A 21,283-nucleotide genomic window follows, 5' to 3' on the forward strand; every position below is an offset into this window, starting at 1 on the left:
TTATTTTTCTCATCAAAGAGAAGATTCTACAGACTATTTTAGCACTGATACTAGGATAGGACGTTTTCGGAAGAAAGATTGTAATAAATGTATTCTAACATCCTACCCCAAAATAAAATTTTCTCTTCTCTTATATTCATAGTCATATTATTTGAAATTTTATCAAATTAGACAAATAATAGTATAGAAAACGCTTTACTGGTGTATTTTTATTCCAAAGTGGCATCAAAACTTTATATTTAAGAGTTTTCAATACGAACATAGGGGAGATATCAACATGATTTATGCAAATCCAAATACAGAAGGCGCAGTTGTGCATTTCAAAGAGAAATACGATAACTTTATTGGCGGAAAATGGGTTGCACCTGTTAAAGGTCAATACTTTGAAAATAAATCTCCGGTAACTGGAGAAGTTTTTACAAAGGCTGCTCGTTCTTCTGCTGAAGATATTGAATTAGCATTAGATGCAGCACATGCAGCAAAAGAAGCTTGGGGGAAAACTTCTACTGCTGAACGTGCACGTATTTTAAATAAAATTGCAGATCGTTTAGAAGAAAACCTGGAAATGCTCGCAGTAGCTGAGACTTGGGATAATGGGAAAGCAGTACGTGAAACATTGAATGCTGATGTTCCTTTGGCAATTGATCACTTCCGTTATTTCGCAAGTGCCATTCGTACACAAGAAGGAAGAACTACACAATTAGATAATGATACAGTAGCTTACCACTTCCAAGAACCGCTTGGAGTTGTTGGTCAAATTATTCCTTGGAATTTCCCAATTCTAATGGCTGTCTGGAAGATTGCCCCGGCATTGGCAGCGGGTAACTGCATCGTATTAAAACCAGCTGAACAAACTCCTGCATCCATTATGGTTCTTGTTGAGTTAATTCAGGATATACTCCCAGCGGGTGTTCTGAACGTCGTAAATGGTTTTGGTATTGAGGTAGGGAAACCACTTGCAACAAATCCACGTATTGCGAAGATTGCCTTTACTGGCTCTACAGCAGTGGGACGCCAAATAATGCAATATGCTACTGAAAACATTATTCCTGTTACATTGGAGCTTGGCGGTAAATCACCTAACGTATTCTTTGAAGATGTATTAGATAAAGATGATGAATTTTTAAATAAAGCAATCGAAGGCTTAGTGATGTTTGCTCTAAACTCCGGTGAAATTTGCACATGCCCTTCCCGTGCATTAATCCAGGAATCAATCTATGATAAATTTATGGAACGTGCATTAGAGCGTGTGAAAGCGATTAAGATTGGCAACCCACTAGATACAGAAGTTATGATGGGTGCGCAGGCTTCTAATGAACAGAAAGAAAAAATCTTATCCTACATTAAACTCGGCAAAGAAGAAGGTGCTGAATGCTTAATTGGCGGAGAAGAAAATGACCTTGGTGAAGGTCTTAAAAATGGTAACTATATTAAACCAACTGTTTTCAAAGGTCATAACAAAATGCGTATATTCCAGGAAGAAATCTTTGGCCCAGTTCTTAGTGTAACGACTTTCAAAGATTTTGACGAAGCAATGGAAATTGCAAATGATACCTTGTACGGATTAGGTGCCGGTGTATGGTCCCGCAGTGGAGATCTTGCTTACCGTGCCGGCCGTGCGATTCAAGCTGGTCGCGTATGGACAAACACCTATCATCAATATCCAGCTGGTGCTGCTTTCGGCGGTTACAAATTATCCGGGATCGGCCGTGAAAACCATGCTATGATGTTGGATCATTACCAACAAACAAAATGTTTGTTAGTAAGCTATGATAAAAATGCTCAAGGTTTCTTCTAAAAAAGGAGTGTCGACTCTAAAAATGGTAGAACGTGTCGTAGCAACCAAAGAGGCACTTCAATTAATAGATTCATTAAAAAGGACTCACGGCTCTATTATGTTTTACCAATCCGGAGGCTGCTGTGATGGATCTGCTCCCATGTGTTATAAGGAAGGTGATTTTAAAACGGGGGATTCTGATGTATACCTCGGTTCCATTGGAGGAACGCCGTTTTATATCCATAAGATGCAATATGAGTACTGGAAACATACTCAATTAATCCTGGATGCTACTGATGGAAGAGGAGCAGCCTTTTCACTTGATAGTATAGAAGATCGTCATTTCATTACGAAATCACGAGTATTCACTGATGAAGAATATGTAAGACTAAAAAATCAAATAGAAGCCTAGAAGAATGCCCCTAAAGTTAGCATAACTTTGGGGGCATTTTCTATTTATTTTTTGATTCCCCTTTAATTTCCACTGTAATCTACAGTTTTCGACATATTTCTATTAAATTAGCAAAATTATAGTCTCTCAATTTTGATTTTTTAGTTAATCTAAAATAAAATGGTATATTGTACTACATCATGCTAAAGGAGAGAGAATTTTTGGTTAAATTAAACAAACAGTCGGGTGTTCCAGGCATTCCGAACACAGGTTTTTTCGGACACCCTAAAGGACTTTTCACATTATTTTTCACTGAGTTTTGGGAACGTTTTTCTTATTATGGAATGCGCGCCATCCTGGTCCTCTACTTATACGCTGAAGTTAGCCAGGGCGGACTGGGCTTTGATCAAACCACAGCCATGTCCATTGCTGCCATTTATGGATCTTTAGTCTATCTATCAGGTATTATCGGTGGATGGGTTGCGGACCGTTTACTTGGGACAAGCAGAACCGTATTCTACGGTGGAGTTTTTATTATGCTGGGCCATGTTGTTCTCGCATTGCCGCTCGGGGCTGAAGCCTTTTTTGCCAGTATGTTCTTAATTATCATTGGTACCGGATTGCTAAAACCGAACATTTCCAGTGTTGTTGGTGACTTATATACAAAGGCCGACAATCGCAGGGATTCCGGATTCAGTATATTCTATATGGGAATTAATTTAGGTGCTTTTATAGCTCCATTTGTTGTAGAAGGATTACGCGGACATTACGATAGCTACCATGCAGGTTTTTCAGCTGCTGCTGTAGGTATGTTTCTTGGATTAATCGTATTTGTTATTACGAAAAAGAAAAATTTGGGTACCATTGGAACACAGCCACCTAATCCATTAAGCCCTGAAGGCAAAAAGAAATTTGCTCTTTATTTTGGGGTGACAATCGCTCTATTAATTGTCCTTTTCTATGCCCTGATTTCAATCGGTTGGTTAACCATTGATCGATTTGTTTTACTCGTAACGATTTTGGCAGTTATCATACCAGTCGTTTACTTTGTATGGATGTACAAAAGCTCTAAAACAACTGCAGAAGAACAGTCAAGATTACTTGCCTATATTCCATTATTCCTGTCAGCAGTTATATTCTGGGCTATTTATGAGCAAGGCTCTAATTTACTGAATATTTATGCTTTAGAGAGAACTAATTTAACTTTGTTAGGTTTTAAAATCGCACCTGGTGTGCTACAGGCAATGCCTGCCCTCTTCGTAATCATCTTTGCACCAGTTGCAGCTTGGTTATGGATGAAGCTTGGGGATAGACAGCCTTCAACTTCCAGAAAATTTTCAATTGGCTTGCTATTAGCGGGTCTATCATTTATTGTGATGCTTGTACCAGGATACCTAAGTGGCGGTGACTCACTTGTTAGTCCTTATTGGCTCATATTGAGCTACCTAATCGTCACACTTGGAGAGCTTTGTCTATCTCCTGTTGGTTTATCTGCTACAACTAAATTGGCACCTGCTGCATTCTCCGCTCAAACGATGAGCCTATGGTTCCTCGCAAGTGCTGTTGCACAGGCCATAAATGCACAGCTTGTAAAACTTTATAGTACGGAAACGGAACTCCTGTATTTTGGATTAATCGGTGGATTCGCAATTCTATGTTCAATTATTATTTACTTCATCTCACCAACCATCCAAAAATATATGAGAGGCGTTAAATAAAAATAATAAAATGCCCCTGGTTTTACAACCGGGGGCATTTTTATGTTCTGGATGTTTTTTACTATAAGGCAGCGAACAGACAATCACTTTAGCGTTGTCTGTTCACCATATAATTCAATAAGTGCTTTAAAAATGAACTCTTTGGTGAAATCTGTACAATAGCTTCCATAGCATAGCAGTAATGATCCCACATTACTTTACGAGCACCCTCCCTGCCGAGGACTGATACAAACGTAGAATTATTATTTTCTTTGTCCTGTCCGACAGGTTTTCCAAGTAAAAGGTCATCCCCCTCCAGATCAAGCAAGTCATCTTTAATTTGAAATGCGATTCCGGCATGATGGGCGAATTTTTTTAACTTCTCTATCTCGGATTCCCTTACTTGAGCAAGAATCGCAGGCATAATGAGTGATGCCTCAAATGCGATTCCTGTTTTGTAGAAGGAAAGAGTGTTTAATTCCTCTAAAGTCAGCATTTTCCCTTTCGATTCCAAGTCCATCGCCTGCCCTCTGCACATATCCATAGCTACCTGGGATGAATATCGAATTAACTGTAGAACAGACGCAGCATCAAATTGTTTCAGTGACGCTTGTTCCTTCATAGCATTCTGAATAAGATATACTGAAGTTATTTCTGCTATTCCTGTATTATGGACCGTATGCAAGGTAGCACGGCCTCTTCGAATAGGCGCATTATCCTGAGATGGCAGATCATCGAGAATAAGAGATGCAGTATGCATATATTCCAGGGATTTAAGAAGCGGCACAATCGCTGTAGAATCCAGCCCATACTCCCTGACTCCCATCATCCAGGTCACGATTGGCCTTAACCTCTTTCCATCACCTTCAAGACTGTAATTTGCCGCATCAATGATTGGATCATTCGTCGAAAGTGCAGATTCTAGTTGATTAATAGGCAGATATTGATTAATCTCCTGACGAATACTCTTTATTGTGTTAGCAAATTCGCTTTCCTCCTGACGATCCTTTCTCATATTGGAAAGGATATGATCCCGGAGCAATTTATCAAAGAAATCTACATCATCAGCTTTCTGAACCATCGTTTGGATAAGGCGATTAAATGTCAGCATATTTGCTGTTAATAAATTCATCAATTCATCATACTGCTTAGCACCTAATCGTTCTTTATTTCTTTTTAGGCCATTGATTGCTCGATCCAGTATGACCTCACAAGCATGAGGATCAGAATCATATACATGATGAATTAAGTTGAAAATAACCGTCCAATATAATTCGAATGGGTTAATAAGGTCTGGACGCTTATCATGATAGGTTAGATAATACGTATATGGAGTGACCGCTCCTGCATCCATATCATCAAATAAATCCGCAAAGTCATCTGCCAATTGATTGTATATTCCATAGTAAAACGTGCGTTTGTTAAACCCTTCATCCTCCGGTGCACTAATAACAGAACGAACAATCAATCGTGAAGAAGATGATTTTAATATGATTGGAATAAACAAATCTTCATTGGTGTATTGTTCATATGTTAACTCTTTAACTCGGTCTACTTCCTGTGAATGAAAAAACACATACGCCTGGTCGAAAAATATTCTAGCATTTTCTGGGCTTTGGCAACCTTTAATATACTCGAATGCTTCCTTCAGTTCTGAATGAATAAACCGAATGAGATTTTCATTTTCACCAGACCACTCGTCAATTTCTGGGACTGTCCCATTTATAAGTGTCATTCTAATAATAGTTGAAAACTGCTTTTTCTCCTCATCGGATAAAACATTTGCATCTAGTAAATCATCTATAAATGGATAGGTCAGACCATAGGAATACCCTAACCGAATGGCTTCATCAAGCTTCTGTGCCCGTTCCTCCGAGGAAATATCAGAGCCCATTTCTTCCCTAACGTGCATCATAACTCCACCTATGATTTTAATTAATTTACGTTGGGCATTTTCAGCATCCATCCCATTCGGTATAGAGGATGACACGATTTTTAGCTTGTCGAATAGCCAGATGACAGATGACTCGATATTCTCCTTTTGACCCCATCTGTACAAACCATGCGTACTAAACAAATCAATCTCACCAGCTTCTTCAAATTTATCTGTAACCAATTGAGTGATGAGCGAATCCACGACTTGTTTAATTTTAGTTTGCGTTTCAGGCTTGTCCAGGGCTTTGCCCAAATCTCTCAGATAGATATATGAAATACTTCGGTGAAGATACTGCTCCAGTTTCCCTCTCTTATTCAACCAGCTTATATACTGATGATACTCCTTATTTGTTGGTTTTTTATTTTTATGAGCAAAAAGGGAAGCTAAGGATCGATGACGGATATGGTTCTGCTTCCACGATTGAATATCTTTCGTTAATGCATCGATATAACTCTTCTCATTAACCTGCGCATGCAAGGATTCAAAATACTTTTCAGCCTTCTCCTCAGCCAATGCATAACATGTATTGCTATTATTTATGACCTGTTCATTCATAAGTTCAATTACCTCTTGTTTCTTTTGGTTAGACGATTTCCAACTCGCTTACTACAAAAGTAACATCTTTATAAGCAGAAAGCTAAAATAATCAATGTGGTATTTTTGACCTATTTCTCAGTGAACGATTATCGCCCCTGCCCAACGTCTTATTTATATATACTCGTCAGGAAAAACATACCTTTACTAAATATAAAAATCCCCCTTCAAACTTTGAAAGAGGATTTCTCATGCATGTTTTATAAATAACATTTAATTGATTTTTTAATCCAATAGGTAAATATCGTATCTGGGCATCTTTTTTCAAATAACTTCATTTTTAAATATATATCAATCCCATCTGAAACATCATGCCATAAATCTGTAAAAACAAAGTCAAATTGACCCTTGGCCATTGATTTTTGAGCATATTCAAAGGCATTGGCTTTAATGATCTTAATCTTTTGATGGTTTTTGAATTGCGGCAATATATATGTTTGGAACAGGTTAATCACGTCTTCATTCATTTCAACTACCGTGATGCTGTCAACATTCTCTTTTTCAGAAATCATATAGGTATAATAACCAAGTCCCAACCCATATGTAAGTACATTTCCAAACGCCTGCTCAATCGGTTCTTTCATGGTTTCGATTTCATTAGGCGTTACCGTCATCCATATTCTTTCGTTTTCTAAAATAGCTGGATACTCAAATTCTGTTTCAAAAAAACCGATTTGCGGGATTTGCCTACCTTCTTTTGTTTTGACAATATCATTGCATACAAACCCCTCAAACGGTTTATACTTTTCATATTTTAGTTCACTATTACCAATCTTCAACGTTGGGATCTTGATATTCTTAAAATAAGGGTTTTCGTAATATTCCTTTTCATCCAGTTTATAAAACATTCCATTAAAGTAATTGTTGAATAGATCCTTATCATCCGTCTTATCCACAATATCCAATCCAAAAGCAGCCGCTAAAATGACCGCAAACGCATGCTCATAAGATACGCCATACTGAACAATCTCATTTATCTCTTCCCTATCAACAAAATCGGGCGCCTTATTCAAATAATTGCTTAGCAATGCGAATACCTTATAATTATCTTCTTTTACTCCATCATTCGGTTTCATTTCTTCACCTGTATTCGTTGAGTTATAGTAAAATAATAGCGAAAAAATCGGGATGGGGCAATGAAACTGGAATTCCCTTTAAGTAAACATAGGCACTTCAGATATATGAATGAATAAAAAAGTCCCTGATTCCTGTATAGAAATCAAGGACTGCTTACTGTATAGCTTTACTGTAATTCGATAAGCAAGTAATTATGTTACTTACTATGCACTTTTCACCTTAGCTTGTTTACTTTCTCCAATTTTCTCTATATCCTCTAAACTGCGACCGCGAGTTTCAGGGACGCATGTCCGTATAAATAGGACTCCCAGTAAACAAATACCACCGAAGATGGCAAAAACAGCTTCTTGAGGCATAAAAGCAATCATGATTGGGAAAAGCAATCCGACCAAGAAAGAACCAATCCAGTTAAATGATGATGCTAATCCTGACGCACGCCCGCGAATGGCTAGCGGGAATATTTCTCCAACTATGACCCATGTTAAAGGAGCCCATGTGAATGAATAAAATGCTACATAGATACTTAAGAAAACAACCATTATCATCGGATTTACATTAGGAATTAGTATGTTTAAGATTGCTGGAAAAATAAAGGATAGTCCCATAATAGTTCCGCCTACTGTTAATAAAGTACGGCGTTTAAATTTATCAGCAATGACCAGGAATACTAATGATCCTATTACAAGGATAATCCCCTGAATGATTGGCCACATCAACGCGGAGCTGGCTGCATGGCCTGTTGCATTTTCTACAATCAAAGGAATGTAATAGAAGATGGCATTTGCACCCTGGAATTGTTGAAAAGCAGCCACACCTACACCCGCAAAGACCAAGTAACGGTATTTACCACTTAAGAGAGTTCCCCAAGACGTTTTCTGACTTACCGTTTTTTCTTCTTTTGCAGCTTCTTGAATTTGTTTTATTTCAGCATCAATATCTTTTTTATTTGAACGAATATAGCCCAATACCTTACGAGCTTCATCAAATTTATTATTCTTAATTAGAAATCTTGGTGATTCAGGTAGCTTCAACATTCCAAAAAACAAAATGATAGCAGGTACTGCAGCCAAACCAAGCATCATTCTCCATGCCATAGTTTCTGGCAGGTCTTTCAATAGATAATCAACAATGTATGAAAGCAACATTCCAGAAACGATCATTGTTTGATTTATTCCCGAGAGACGACCGCGCAATCGTGCAGGCGCCATTTCCGACATATAAGCTGGAACCAAAGCAGAAGCAGCCCCAACAGCCAGTCCTAAAAACATCCGAGAAACAACCAAAAATAGTATTCCATCATGAGGGGCTATTCCTGACAATATGGACCCCAAAACAAAAATGACAGCAGATATTAAAATCATTTTGCGTCGTCCTAAACGGTCAGACAGCTGACCAGCCACGACACCTCCAAATATAGCTCCAAACATTACCGAAGAGGTAATCCAACCAATAGCCGTAGCTTTTCCTTCTAGACTCCAATCACTTTCTAGAAAAGGCAATGCCCCCGTCATAACACCTATATCATAACCAAAAAGAATGCCGGCAAAAGCTCCAAAGAAATAAATAAAGCGACTTGAGATTTTCTTTTCATTAACCACGTCTGTTCCCTCCACTAGGTGCAAATATATATTGCTAGAAATCCCACGGCTAAAGCTATTGATAGCTTCAGTATATTTAAAGCGTTTTCAGTTCGTGCAAAAATGCTATTTTACCAGTAAGTTTTTAATAGAATATTTACGTTCACAGCTTGTCTTACATGAAAGTTGGTGTTCCTATTAAATTTTAGAGATAACTCTACTTAACTTATGAAGATTTTAGATATGAAAAGGATTTGGCCATCTTTACGCCAAATATAATGAATCCATAAACATATCGTTTTATTTCTTCATCTTAAACGCTTTCATTCATATAAACAAAGAACACGCTTACAAATAAAAGCAGCTTATTCTATCTTCCGGATACTATATTACCCTCCAAGGAAGCATAAGCCCCCTTGGAGGATAAAAACATTACCTAATAACTACGTAATCTAAGTCAACAAGCTTTGCATACGTGATGATTTGATCTGTTGTCAGATTCAATGAAACAACTGTATGATGACCGCCGCCATTCTCAATCCAAGCTTTAACCCCATCCTGGAAGTTTGGCTTCACTTCCCAAAGTACACGGGCAACTGGAAGGTTAGGTGCTTCAACAGTTGGCTCAAAGGCAGAAACTTCATTAATCAAAAGCTTGTATTGCGTACCAAAGTCAGCCATTGAAACAACAACACCATCTCCTGCCTTACCATCGAATACTAAACGAGCTGGATCCTCACGATCACCAATACCTAATGGAGATACGACGATTTTTGGCTTGTTACAAGCTAATGTAGGATCGACTTCAAGCATATGCGATTGAAGAGCAGCTTCTTTTCCAACAGCCAGTTCATAAGTGTAATCTTCCATAAATCCAGTTGATTGGTTATGGCTCATCACTTTAAGTAAGCGATCGAGGGCCGCTGTCTTCCAATCCCCTTCACCAGCAAAGCCATATCCTTGTGCCATCAAACGTTGAACCGCAAGACCAGGAAGCTGCTTCATGCCATATAAGTCTTCAAAGTTAGTTGTGAAGGCATTGTAACCACCATCATCAAGGAAACGCTTAATCGCAATTTCATAGCTTGCTTGTACCTTCACGCTCTTTTCCCAATCTTCTTTGCTGTACGTGCCATAATCAAATTCATATAGTTCCGCATACTCAGCAATTAAATCTTCTACTTCTTCTTCCTTAACGTCATTCACATATTGAACAAGATCGCCTATACCAAAGTAGTCAACAGTCCATCCAAATTGAATTTGAGCCTCAACCTTATCCCCTTCGGTTACTCCAACATTACGCATGTTATCACCAAAACGAGCAACTTTTATATTGAAGCTTTCGTTATAGGCAACCGCTACATCCATCCATTCTGCCATTTGCTTTTGGACTTCAGCACGTTTCCAGTAACCTACCACAACTTTATTTTGCTTTTTCAAACGCGCATTTATAAATCCATATTCACGATCACCATGAGCTGATTGATTCAGATTCATGAAGTCCATATCAATGGTTTCCCATGGAATACTTTCGTTAAATTGCGTTGCTAAATGAAGCAATGGCTTTTGTAATAATTTTGTTCCGCGAATCCACATCTTTGCAGGTGAGAAGGTGTGCATCCAGGTTATTACGCCCGCAACCTCATCACGATAGTTCACTTCTTTCATAATGCTTGTAATTTTATCTGCACTTACAGCTAAATCCTGCAATACGAGCGGATAGGGTAATATACCGCTTTCATTTAAGGCATCCGTCATCGTTTGTGCGTGTGCTTTAACTTCCGCCAGTGCCTCTTCCCCATATAGATGCTGTGAACCTACGACAAACCAAAACTCTTTTACTTTAGACATAATAATCCTCTTTTCGTAGTTTGATAGTTTGTATTATTTTTGCCCATAGTAGGCATTTTTCCCATGTTTACGTAGATAGTGCTTATCTAAAATACGTTGTGGCAATTCCTCAGCAAAATGATTCAATTCGCGTGTAAATAAATTCATTTTTGAGACCTCTTCTAAAACCACGCTGTTCATAACTGCTGTTTTTGCATCCTTGCCCCAAGTAAATGGTCCATGTCCATGAAGTAAAACACCGGGAACTGCCAATATATCTAACCCACGTTTTTCAAATGTTTCGATAATTACCTTTCCAGTTTCCACTTCGTACCCACGATCCACTTCCTCTTGAGTTAAAAACCGTGCACATGGAATGGAACCATAGAACGTATCGGCATGAGTAGTTCCCATCGCCGGAACATCTAAACCTGCTTGAGCCCATATGGTCGCCCAGGTTGAGTGGGTATGCACAATGCCGCCAATCTCTGAATAATGCTTGTAAAGTATTGCGTGAGTCGCTGTATCCGATGAAGGATTCAATTCCCCTTCAACCACCTGACCATCCAAATCAACAACCACCATATCACTTGGCTTCATCGTCTTATAATCAACACCACTCGGTTTGATGACAAATAAGCCACTATCACGATCAATTGCACTTACATTTCCCCATGTATATTTGACGAGTCCATGCTTGGGCAATTCTAAATTTGCTTCAAATACTTCCTCTTTTAACTTTTCTAACACTTGAAACCCTCCAAACTTGGACTCATAAAATCAAATGATCGACAGCTGCCTGCTCAATTACGAGACCTTTTTTATATCGCTCTATAAATTTCTCAAAGCCTTTAACATCAAATTGATCCGGATATATTTCTTGACTATCAACCTCGTAAAAAACTTTTTGGTCAAGGTATTCTTCCAGGCATTCCTTCTCATTTTTGTTCTTCATGTAAGAAGCCAGAATAGCCATTCCCCACGCACCGCCTTCTCCGGCTGTTGCCATAACGGATACTGGTGCATCAATGGCAGCTGCGACGATTTTTTGACCTACAATCGGTGTTTTGAATAATCCGCCGTGAGCCAAAATGCCGTCAATTTCGACACTTTCTTTTTTAGTCATAATGTCCATTCCAATTTTTAAAGCGCCAAATGCAGTGAAAAGATGCGCTCTCATAAAGTTGGCTAAATTAAACTGACTATCAGGAGGTCGGACGAATAGCGGTCGCCCCTCTTCTAATCCTGTAATATTCTCACCGGATAAATAACCATAGCTCAGCAATCCGCCAGCATCCGGGTCAGCCTCCAATGCTTTATTCAGCATCACTTCATATAATTGATCCGTTTCAATCTTTTGGCCCATTGCTTCAGAAAACTCACGGAATAATTTCAGCCAGGCATTTAAATCACTCGAGCAGTTATTAGCATGAACCATCGCTACTGGACTGCCATCAGGTGTGGTTACTAAATCAATTTCCGGATACACTTTTGAGAGTTCTTTTTCCAGTACAATCATGGCAAAGACTGATGTTCCTACTGAAATATTACCAGTGCGCTTTCTCACACTATTTGTAGCAACCATTCCTGTACCGGCATCACCTTCCGGCGGACAAAGCGGAATACCTGGTTGTAAATTCTGTGATTGATCAAGAATTTTGGCCCCTACTTCAGTCAATTCACCAGCTTGTTCTCCTGAAAGATAAACTTTAGGAAGAATTTCCTTCAGGCTCAAAGGACAGCCTTTCGTGGAAATTAATTCATCAAACTGCTTAACCAACGATTCATTGTAATCCTTTGTTGATTCATCGATCGGAAACATACCTGAAGCATCTCCAATACCGATTGCTTTATTACCAGTCAGTAACCAGTGGATATAACCTGCCAGAGTCGTAACATAATCAATACGCGGCAAATGTTTCTCTTCATTTAAGATGGCTTGATAAAGATGAGCAACGCTCCATCGTTCTGGGATATTGAATTTAAATGTATCAGTCAATTCTTTAGCTGCCGCACTCGTTGTTGAGTTACGCCAAGTACGAAACGGAACAAGCAATTCGCCAGTATGATCAAAGGCCATATATCCATGCATCATGGCTGAGATTCCAATAGAACCAATCTTCCGAATCGTTATCCCATAATTTCTTTCAACCTCTTGCTTCATCTCACGATACGCCGCTTGCAGTCCAGTAATAATATCTACTAGGCTATATGTCCAAAAACCACCCTCTAAGCGGTTTTCCCACTCATAGCTTCCGGATGCAATCGTTTCAAAACTATGATCAATTAACACTGCCTTGATACGTGTAGAACCAAACTCAATCCCAAGAGAAGTCTCTCCCCTAGTAATCGCCTCTTGTATGTTTGCTTTGTTCTTTTTCATATAAACCCCCATCTGATAGCGGTTCCAATATTCAGAATGATTACGCTTTCTATTTGTTAACTCGATTATATTAATTTGTACGTACAAATGTCAACTGATATATAATTAGTACACACAAATTTAACATTACTGATTCTCATACATTTCAATCAAGACCCACAAAACCATATATTGGGTATACTATTAAAAGAAATAATTAAAGATGTTACTTATAAAAGAGAATTAGATTGCTTATTTTATTTCTTACTAATTCAAAGTAAAATATGTACATACAACTATTTCGAATCAATCAATTAGTGCAAGAGCACCAATGAAGGAAGTGAGCAATAAATGAAACCAAAATATCAGGTCATCATTGATGAAATAAAAAGCAAGATTCTTTCGGGAGATTATAGAGTTGGTGACCAAATCCCTACTGAAGCTTCCCTCCAAGAAAAATACGAAGTGAGCCGACAAACAGTTCGTAAAGCTATTTTAGAATTATCAAACGAGGGATTTTTAAGAAGTGAAAAAGGGTCCGGCACTTATGTCAGTAACCAATATCAAGCAAAATCAGGCGGTCAATCTAACACTAAAACAATCGGAGTCATTACAACCTACATTTCTGATTATATTTTCCCCTCCATTATTCGAGGGATTGAGGGTAGATTAAATGAAGAGAATTATTCGTTATTATTAGCCAGTACAAATAATGATGTCGAACAGGAAAAAAAAGCTTTGGAAATGATGCTGTCATTTGGAGTGGACGGCTTGATCATAGAGCCTACAAAAAGCAATCTATATAATCCAAATATCTCTTATTACCTGTCATTCAAAGAACAAGAGGTTCCATTCATTATGATTAATGCTTATTATGAAGAATTAAGTGTTCCCTTTCTTTGTCTTGATGACGTCCAGTCCAGTTATCTCGCAACAAAGGAATTAATTTCGAAGGGACATACACAAATCGGGCTAATATCAAAATCAGATGACCTGCAAGGAAAATATCGAATGAAGGGGTATATAAAAGCGCTTGGAGAAGCAAAATTAGGATTTCGACCTGAGCATGTACTTACATTCGATACAGAAACAAAGCCCAATTTATCAGCAAGCTTGAAGAAATTTTTAGAGGAAAATATTCAACTATTAACAGCGATTGTTTGCTATAACGATGAAGTTGGTTTAGAAGTAGCAAATGTGTGTAAACAGCTTAATATTTCAATTCCAGAGAAATTATCAATAATTGGGCAGGACAATTCCTATATTGCCAAAAACGCGAATATTGCACTGACAACATTAACCCATCCACAGGAACAAATGGGACGTGATGCAGCTGATTGGCTCATTAAGAAGTTGCAAGGAAAACGAGATTTACCAAACGAAACCTACTATGAGCCAGTGCTGATTGAAGGAGAAACAGTAAAAGATTTAGAGGTACATTAAGCAATAGTTATGAATATATTTTATATGGCGTTACTAAATTACTTAATAAAAGAAGCCCTGTTTATGCTCGTTATGATACCCGAGCATGAACAGGGCTTTACTCTATTTCTCCTATATACGTATGTGACTGTGCACTAATCAAATCTTAACTACCAGTTAGCTACTTCCACCTTTGCTTTTAACCATTTTTCCCAAACAGGATCCTTTATTTTAAGTAAGCTTAATGAAATGCCTTTCATATCAAGGGAAGTTAAATGGTTTCCAACCTTCACAAATCTAATATCCAAGCCTTCCAGCTCGCATAAACGCCGGATATCATTAGTAAAGATATACTGTTCCATCAGCGGTGTAGCTCCTAACCCATTCACCAAAATAGCAAATTGATCTCCTTTTTTCCAACGGTAAAGACTTTTAAGTTTATTCATAAGCTCTATGGCTAATATTTCAGAGGAATGAAATTCTTCTTTCCGGTATCCTACTTCACCATGAATCCCGATACCGTAAAATACTTCATTATCCTGTAGTATAAATGAACTTCTATCTGACTCAGGATGGGTTACCGGTGAAAGCGCAACTCCCAATGTATGTAAATGACTGATGACAGACTGGCCAATTTCCTTTAATTCGTTTAGAGAATATCCCTCACGTGCAGCAGCTCCAATTATTTTATGGACAAACACAGTACCAGCCACACCACGTTTCCGCTTATTGAAGGAATTGTCGTCTTCAATGGAGACGTCATCACTTACAATGACATGATCAACAGTCCAGCCTTCTTTTTGGGCGATGGATTCAGCCAATAAGAAACTCTCTAAATCCGCTTTAAAGTTTTTGATGATGAGCAAAACACGCTTATTTTTATCAATCATCCGAATGGCGGCTACTATTTGCTCAGTTGTTGGCGGAGTGAAAATCTCTCCATTAACCGAAATGGAGAGCATTCCATTCCCTACATATCCATAATGAGCCGGTTCGTGTCCGCTGCCGCCTCCGCTTATGATGACAACCTCTTCGCTAATCTCTTTTAAATCCTTCCGATAGACAATACCATGCTTGGGCTCATAAGAAACCCTTTCTTTATGTTCAAAACAAAATCCAGCCAGCATGTCGCTTACAGAATGCTGAACATCATTAATTATTTTTTTCATTCTTATTTCCTCTCGCTGCTCACTCCTGCAAGAATGGCAGTAATTGATCAGTTATCATATATTTCATCAAGGATGACATCGTGGAAGACTCGAGTGTGCAATCTTTCTCAATCCACTCTTTAATTATCCCTACAAACCCATAGCTATAAAAAGAAGCCATTAATTCTTTCCTTTCATTAGAAATCATTAATCCGCTTCCGTCAAAACGTTTAGCAATAATCTCAAGATACAAATTCTTTGTGTGTTCATATAAGTATTCATTAAAGGAATTTTGCTCTTCTACTTTAAATGCATTTTGATAGAATCGCCGATTCTGACTAAAGTATTCCAATAACAAATTAAAAATGTTCTCCCACTTTTCATATCCAATGAAATCTGTAATATTTTCCTTCGTTTCTTCTTTATAAATCCAGCCAAGCAATTCAAATTTATCTTGAAAATGATAGTAAAATGTTTGCCTGCGCATCTTACAGTTTACCATAATGTCACTAACCGAAATTTTATGAAAAGGTTCAGTTACCATTAAATCTTTTAATGATTTTGCAATTATTTTTTTTGTGATAATCGATGAGGTCATGGGTTACCTTCCCTATTAAAATTGTAATTTAATTATACAAAAATGATATAATTACGGCTATTTTGACAAATACGATTATTTGTCCGTTTACTTTAAAACGCTTACATTATACTGTTAACAGTATGAATAAATTTAGCAAGACTACCAATTTTTAATAGAAACAGGAGGCAATACAAATGAAAAAGATTATAAATAAACCTGAGAACCTCGTAATGGAGATGGCTAATGGATTAATCATGGCACATCCGGAACTCGAGTTTCTAAAGAAATATAAAATTATTAAGAAGCGAGTAATAGATGAGAACAAAGTGAGCCTAATTAGCGGGGGAGGCAGTGGGCATGAACCAGCACATGCTGGCTTTGTCGGAAAAGGTATGCTTGATGCTGCAGTATGCGGGGATGTGTTTGCTTCACCATCACAAATACAAGTGTATCAGGGAATCAAAGCAGCTGCCGGTCAAAAAGGGGTCCTGATGATTATTAAAAATTACAGCGGTGACATCATGAACTTTAAAAATGGTGCTGCCTTGGCAATCGAGGATGGTATCCAGGTTGAATATGTTCGAGTAGCTGACGATATAGCTGTAGAAGACAGTCTGTATTCTGTAGGACGCCGCGGTGTTGCAGGAACTGTACTTGTTCATAAAATTGCCGGGGCAGCTGCAGAAGAAGGCAGAGACCTTATGCAGGTAAAAGCCATTGCAGAAAAAGCCGCAGAAAATGTAAAAAGCATCGGGGCAGCTCTTACATCCTGTACCGTTCCTGCTAAAGGAACTCCTACATTCAAATTAGAAGAAGATGAAATCGAATACGGTGTCGGTATTCATGGAGAACCAGGAATCAGAAGAGAAAAATTGATTTCTGCAGATGAGTTGGCTAAACAAATGATAGATGATCTGCTAAAGGATTTTGGAATAGATGGGGATGAATCATCTGATATTGCTATTCTTGTAAATGGCTTCGGAGGTACTCCACTTCAAGAACTCTATTTATTTAACAATTCGGTTATGAGAGAAATGAGTAACAGAAATATTCATGTTTATAGAACCTTTGTCGGCAATTATATGACAAGTATTGATATGGCTGGAGTATCCTTGACAATTATGAAGCTTGATGATGAGCTGAAATCATTATTATCAAGCGAATGTTCTGCTGCAGCATTTAAAGTGGATGCACCTGTTGAGGGTGTTCAGTATACTGACCCTGTTGATGAGATTGAAGAAAGAAGCGTTTCATTCAATACAGAGACAAGTGAAGAATACGCTATAATCCAAGATGATGTACTTTCCTTAGAGAACATTATCTATCTCATTGATAAAATGAGCGAAGTCATTATCCGCAATGAGATACCATTCTGCGAGCTTGACTCTCATGCCGGCGATGGAGACTTTGGTATGAGCGTTGCTAAAGGATTTAAGCAATTGAAACGAGAATGGAGTTCTATCTTAAATCAGGAACCATTAACTATTGGAGCATTCCTAGATGCATGCTCGATGGTCATTATGGAATATTGCGGTGGAGCGTCCGGTCCAATTTGGGGTTCTGCATTCCGTGCAGCCGGCAAAGCCGCAGGCGATAAAAATGAATTAACGATCGAGGAATTTGCAAACCTATTACAGGCAGCTGTTAAAGGAATACAAGTAACTGGTGAACGTTCATTTGGCAGAGGTGCAGTCGTCGGTGACAAAACTCTGATTGATGCTTTAGTTCCATGTGCTGACTCTTGGTCTGAGTGCGCAAAAGCAGGCATAGACTTTAAAACTGCCTTTGAAAAAGGGGCAGCAGCTGCTGTTAAAGGCGCTAAATATACAGAAACAATCGTCGCCCGCATGGGACGTGCTGGTACAGTTGGTGAAAGAAGTCTGGGTTATCCTGATGCTGGAGCTTATGGACTTGGAGTTATTTTCACGGAGCTCTCCAGCAGTCTAAAATAAACCATATTGATTGCCAACTACACAATTCTTATAACCTAACCACTCTAAGGAGCTGCAACTGTGCAGCTCTTTATTTATCATTTAGTCTTAGAATAATAAAGCAGCTTCAGTTGAGAGGGCTATTTTCGAAGGATTGTAAAAAGGAAAATTAAAAGGACCTTCTTTTGATCATCCTTGTTCAACTTAGACACCTTTAATAAATATTATTTAAATAATAGGTATAGAACAATGGCACTAACTACGACTATTCCTCCTATTGTCGGACTTCCATAAACGGTTCTATTCCAACCATCCTCAGTGTCTATCTTACTTTTGTTACGCTTATCTTTATCCTCATTCAACGGTAACACCTCCATATAAGTGCTATAACACTATTAAAGAACTACTACCTTATGCGATGAAATTTTGCAAAAGATGGACGGTCAAAACTGTTGTTAACAAACACCCACAGGAAGTTAAGACTATTGTTTTTCTATTATCTTGTTTCTCTTCAGGTTTATTGAACTCATTAATTTGTATAATCCATATTGTCATAGTTACAAGCGCAAGAATTCCAATGGACATACCAATCACTTCCTTTTTTCCCTTATTTTTCGAGGACTATCTTATTTGAATTGTAACATTTTGTGAATTTATATCGAGTTCTTCTTCACATATTTGTCCTTCTACTCTATAGGTTATTGAACATAAAATGACATTAATCCTTCTTGGTCTATTAGGTCTTATTTTGCCCCCTAGCAATTCCAACTTTTTCCTCTTTAAATCCACTCTTTTCCGTGTTCACGAATGAATTTGATATCCTTTTTATAATGTTCAAGGTGTCCTTCATCTATCATTTTTTGAAAATTACTATCGCCTTCTTTAGCTTTTCTTTCAATCGTCTTACATAGCCCTTGTAATCGCAACAATACCATTTCCAAAAAATCTTCTTCCAATTCCTTTCCATAGGATTCAAAAAACAATTTTACTCTTTGTTTTATTTTCATAGCGTGGTCTAAGACATTATAAATAACTTCTTCACCTGTTTCAGATTGATAAATTCTACTTAAAGGAACACAAGTATAAAGGGTATAGGCAATGTCCCAGAGTCTCGGTCCAGGACCAGCAACATCAAAATCTATTATCCCTACCGGTCGTTTACGATTAAAGATAATGTTATATATAGCGAAATCATTATGACAAAGCACCTCGAATGGTTGCGGAGTATTATCTATCGACTTCCAATCTTCTTCAATTAAAAAATCACTCACTGAATCGTGGTAGAGACGCAGCATCTGAGCTATTTCTTTTAAAACTTCATCAGACCACATATAATCCTTTAAAGGATTATTACCAGCTTTTCCTTCTATATATGACAAAATCTCTCTACCTTTTTCATCAATGCCTAAAAATTTAGGAGCATAAATGAATCCTGTGTTTTCCAAATGCAATAATAACTTATGAATTTTTGTACTGTCTGGCTTTAAATCTCTTCGAACGGTATCTCCTAAACGATATACGGTTGAGACATTTCCTCCAGTTAGAATTTCTTCATCTTCGTATTTAGACATTTCACAAATACTCCTCAATATTATAAAGTTTGCCTCTGGTATAGTTTCTCCCTATTATTCAACATTCCTGCTTCTCTACCTCCATAAGGAATTCAACACAAAAAGGCATTAATCCTTCTTAAGATCAACGCCCTGAGAGTTTAGGTAAGAATTCCACTTCTATATGAATTATAAACATGGCTACTTACGTTTTTGGATTATTTGACGCACAGGAGATGCCAAAGCTAAGAATATAAGTGCTATAAAAGTTGCTTTAATTAAAGAAACTTGCTCCATCATAGGTGTATGCGTTGAACGGCTCGAAGAAAAGATAGACCACCAACTTGGTTCGAAATATTGTAAAGATACTCTGTACCAAATGATAAGTATTAAAAACACTAATAACCAGTAAATCTTCATAAATAACTCTCCTTTACTTTCGTTAGATAAGTAAGGCTCTGATCAGTTCTATTATCTCTTATTCTCTAAACTTTTCAGCCAGTGTCTAAGTCCTTTGCCTGCATAGGGTTCATCTTTAAAACGAGGAATAATATGTAGGTGTGAGTGCATGATATGTTGGCCTGCAATTGCATTACAGTTCCAGCCAATGTTGTACCCATCAGGTCGATATGTCTCGTCCAGTAAATCTTTCACTTCTTGGAGTAATGAATAGGTCGCTGACCATTCATTTTCTGTTAAGTCAAATACTGTTTCTCGGTGTTTTATAGGAACTATTACTCCTGAACCGACTAATACTTCTTGAGGCATTTGCAGGAACATACAATGTTCATTTTTTATAACCACTTTTTGCAGTTCTATTGAATCAGGATTACAAAATGGGCATTCCTTCATTTCTGTCACCTCCTCACCCTCCATTTCATTTTACATTATTTTACTCCGATACTACTAACCTTCAAGAAAACAACTTTGAAATAAAAAAAACGCAAAGGCATTATGACCTTTGCGTTCTTTTATACAGTGGATTATTTCACAATTAAGGCAGGGCAGGTAACACGTTTCATCACTTTGTGGCTAACACTTCCCAATACCATTTCCTGAAAGCCATTCAATCCACGGCTGCCAATCACAACAAGATCGACGGACTTTTCATTGGCATAACGGACGATTTCAGGACCGGGTGTTCCTTTTAAAATGGTTATTTTGACTTTTACGTTTGCCTCTTTGATAAGTTTTTCAATAGAAGCCAGCTTAGCACGACGTTCCAATTCTAAACTTTCAACGGAGTTTGCATGCAAAACTTCATTTTTAGCCTTATCAAAATCAATCACATAAACAACCTCTATCATTGAATCAGGCATGGCCCCTGCCAATTTCACAGCTTCCTTTGCAGCTCTTATTGAGTTTTTAGATCCATCAGCTGCTAATAAAATGTGTTTATACATTTTCTAAC

General features: G+C 37.9%; 17 protein-coding genes. 5 read left to right on the forward strand and 12 right to left on the reverse strand.

The genetic code is table 11. The features are described from left to right. The first annotated feature begins 277 nt into the window (after window positions 1-277). From exaC to AC4D4A_RS15580, 3 genes are all read left to right on the forward strand, one after another. The gene (gene exaC / locus AC4D4A_RS15570) at window positions 278-1,798 is read left to right on the forward strand and encodes an acetaldehyde dehydrogenase ExaC (protein ID WP_490996724.1); all 1,521 of its coding nucleotides are present in this window, start codon (window positions 278-280) and stop codon (window positions 1,796-1,798) included. A gap of 22 nt (window positions 1,799-1,820) precedes the next feature. Further along, a complete protein-coding gene (locus AC4D4A_RS15575) occupies window positions 1,821-2,189 on the forward strand; it encodes a DUF779 domain-containing protein (protein WP_490996725.1) in 369 nt (122 codons plus the stop codon). Window positions 2,190-2,389: 200 nt separating this feature from the next. Continuing rightward, window positions 2,390-3,886, forward strand: a complete 1,497-nt coding sequence (locus AC4D4A_RS15580) for a peptide MFS transporter (RefSeq protein WP_490996726.1) — start codon at window positions 2,390-2,392, stop codon at window positions 3,884-3,886. 88 nt (window positions 3,887-3,974) lie between these two features. Here AC4D4A_RS15580 and AC4D4A_RS15585 read toward each other — a convergent pair whose 3' ends face one another. The 6 genes from AC4D4A_RS15585 to AC4D4A_RS15610 form a co-directional block, all read right to left on the reverse strand. Further along, a complete protein-coding gene (locus AC4D4A_RS15585; protein ID WP_490996727.1) occupies window positions 3,975-6,356 on the reverse strand; it encodes a polyprenyl synthetase family protein in 2,382 nt (793 codons plus the stop codon). Between the two features lie 239 nt (window positions 6,357-6,595). Next, a complete protein-coding gene (locus AC4D4A_RS15590; RefSeq protein ID WP_490996728.1) occupies window positions 6,596-7,471 on the reverse strand; it encodes a spermine/spermidine synthase domain-containing protein in 876 nt (291 codons plus the stop codon). Window positions 7,472-7,675: 204 nt separating this feature from the next. Further along, complete coding sequence (locus AC4D4A_RS15595) at window positions 7,676-9,070, reverse strand: sugar porter family MFS transporter (RefSeq protein ID WP_490996729.1); 1,395 nt, start codon at window positions 9,068-9,070, stop codon at window positions 7,676-7,678. A 411-nt stretch (window positions 9,071-9,481) separates the two neighbouring features. Further along, entirely contained in the window at window positions 9,482-10,900 is a 1,419-nt protein-coding gene (gene araA / locus AC4D4A_RS15600; protein WP_490996730.1) for an L-arabinose isomerase, read from the reverse strand. A 33-nt stretch (window positions 10,901-10,933) separates the two neighbouring features. Next, window positions 10,934-11,629, reverse strand: a complete 696-nt coding sequence (locus tag AC4D4A_RS15605) for an L-ribulose-5-phosphate 4-epimerase (RefSeq protein ID WP_490996731.1) — start codon at window positions 11,627-11,629, stop codon at window positions 10,934-10,936. Window positions 11,630-11,651: 22 nt separating this feature from the next. Continuing rightward, entirely contained in the window at window positions 11,652-13,262 is a 1,611-nt protein-coding gene (locus AC4D4A_RS15610; protein WP_490996732.1) for a xylulokinase, read from the reverse strand. Between the two features lie 330 nt (window positions 13,263-13,592). Here AC4D4A_RS15610 and AC4D4A_RS15615 point away from each other — a divergent pair, with 330 nt between their 5' ends. Continuing rightward, window positions 13,593-14,684 (forward strand): GntR family transcriptional regulator, encoded by a 1,092-nt coding sequence (locus tag AC4D4A_RS15615; protein ID WP_490996733.1) that lies wholly within the window; start codon window positions 13,593-13,595, stop codon window positions 14,682-14,684. Between the two features lie 149 nt (window positions 14,685-14,833). Here the strand turns inward: AC4D4A_RS15615 and dhaQ are convergent, their stop codons facing one another. Both dhaQ and dhaS read right to left on the reverse strand, forming a co-directional pair. After that, on the reverse strand, window positions 14,834-15,832 hold the full coding sequence (dhaQ, locus tag AC4D4A_RS15620) for a DhaKLM operon coactivator DhaQ (protein ID WP_490996734.1): 999 nt from the start codon (window positions 15,830-15,832) through the stop codon (window positions 14,834-14,836). Window positions 15,833-15,851: 19 nt separating this feature from the next. Continuing rightward, window positions 15,852-16,409, reverse strand: coding sequence for a dihydroxyacetone kinase transcriptional activator DhaS (dhaS, locus tag AC4D4A_RS15625; RefSeq protein WP_490996735.1), 558 nt, complete (start codon window positions 16,407-16,409; stop codon window positions 15,852-15,854). A 176-nt stretch (window positions 16,410-16,585) separates the two neighbouring features. On the opposite strand from dhaS, the gene dhaK reads away from it, so the two are divergent. Beyond that, window positions 16,586-18,343, forward strand: a complete 1,758-nt coding sequence (gene dhaK, locus AC4D4A_RS15630; RefSeq protein WP_490996736.1) for a dihydroxyacetone kinase subunit DhaK — start codon at window positions 16,586-16,588, stop codon at window positions 18,341-18,343. A gap of 390 nt (window positions 18,344-18,733) precedes the next feature. Here the strand turns inward: dhaK and AC4D4A_RS15635 are convergent, their stop codons facing one another. From AC4D4A_RS15635 to AC4D4A_RS15650, 4 genes are all read right to left on the reverse strand, one after another. Further along, the gene (locus AC4D4A_RS15635) at window positions 18,734-18,907 is read right to left on the reverse strand and encodes a hypothetical protein (protein WP_490996737.1); all 174 of its coding nucleotides are present in this window, start codon (window positions 18,905-18,907) and stop codon (window positions 18,734-18,736) included. Window positions 18,908-19,101: 194 nt separating this feature from the next. After that, window positions 19,102-19,893 (reverse strand): aminoglycoside phosphotransferase family protein, encoded by a 792-nt coding sequence (locus tag AC4D4A_RS15640; protein WP_490996738.1) that lies wholly within the window; start codon window positions 19,891-19,893, stop codon window positions 19,102-19,104. Between the two features lie 450 nt (window positions 19,894-20,343). Next, entirely contained in the window at window positions 20,344-20,724 is a 381-nt protein-coding gene (locus tag AC4D4A_RS15645) for an HIT family protein (protein ID WP_490996739.1), read from the reverse strand. Between the two features lie 131 nt (window positions 20,725-20,855). After that, complete coding sequence (locus AC4D4A_RS15650; protein ID WP_490996740.1) at window positions 20,856-21,275, reverse strand: universal stress protein; 420 nt, start codon at window positions 21,273-21,275, stop codon at window positions 20,856-20,858. Window positions 21,276-21,283: the final 8 nt, after the last annotated feature.

Source organism: Pradoshia sp. Z5_111 (assembly GCF_058267535.1).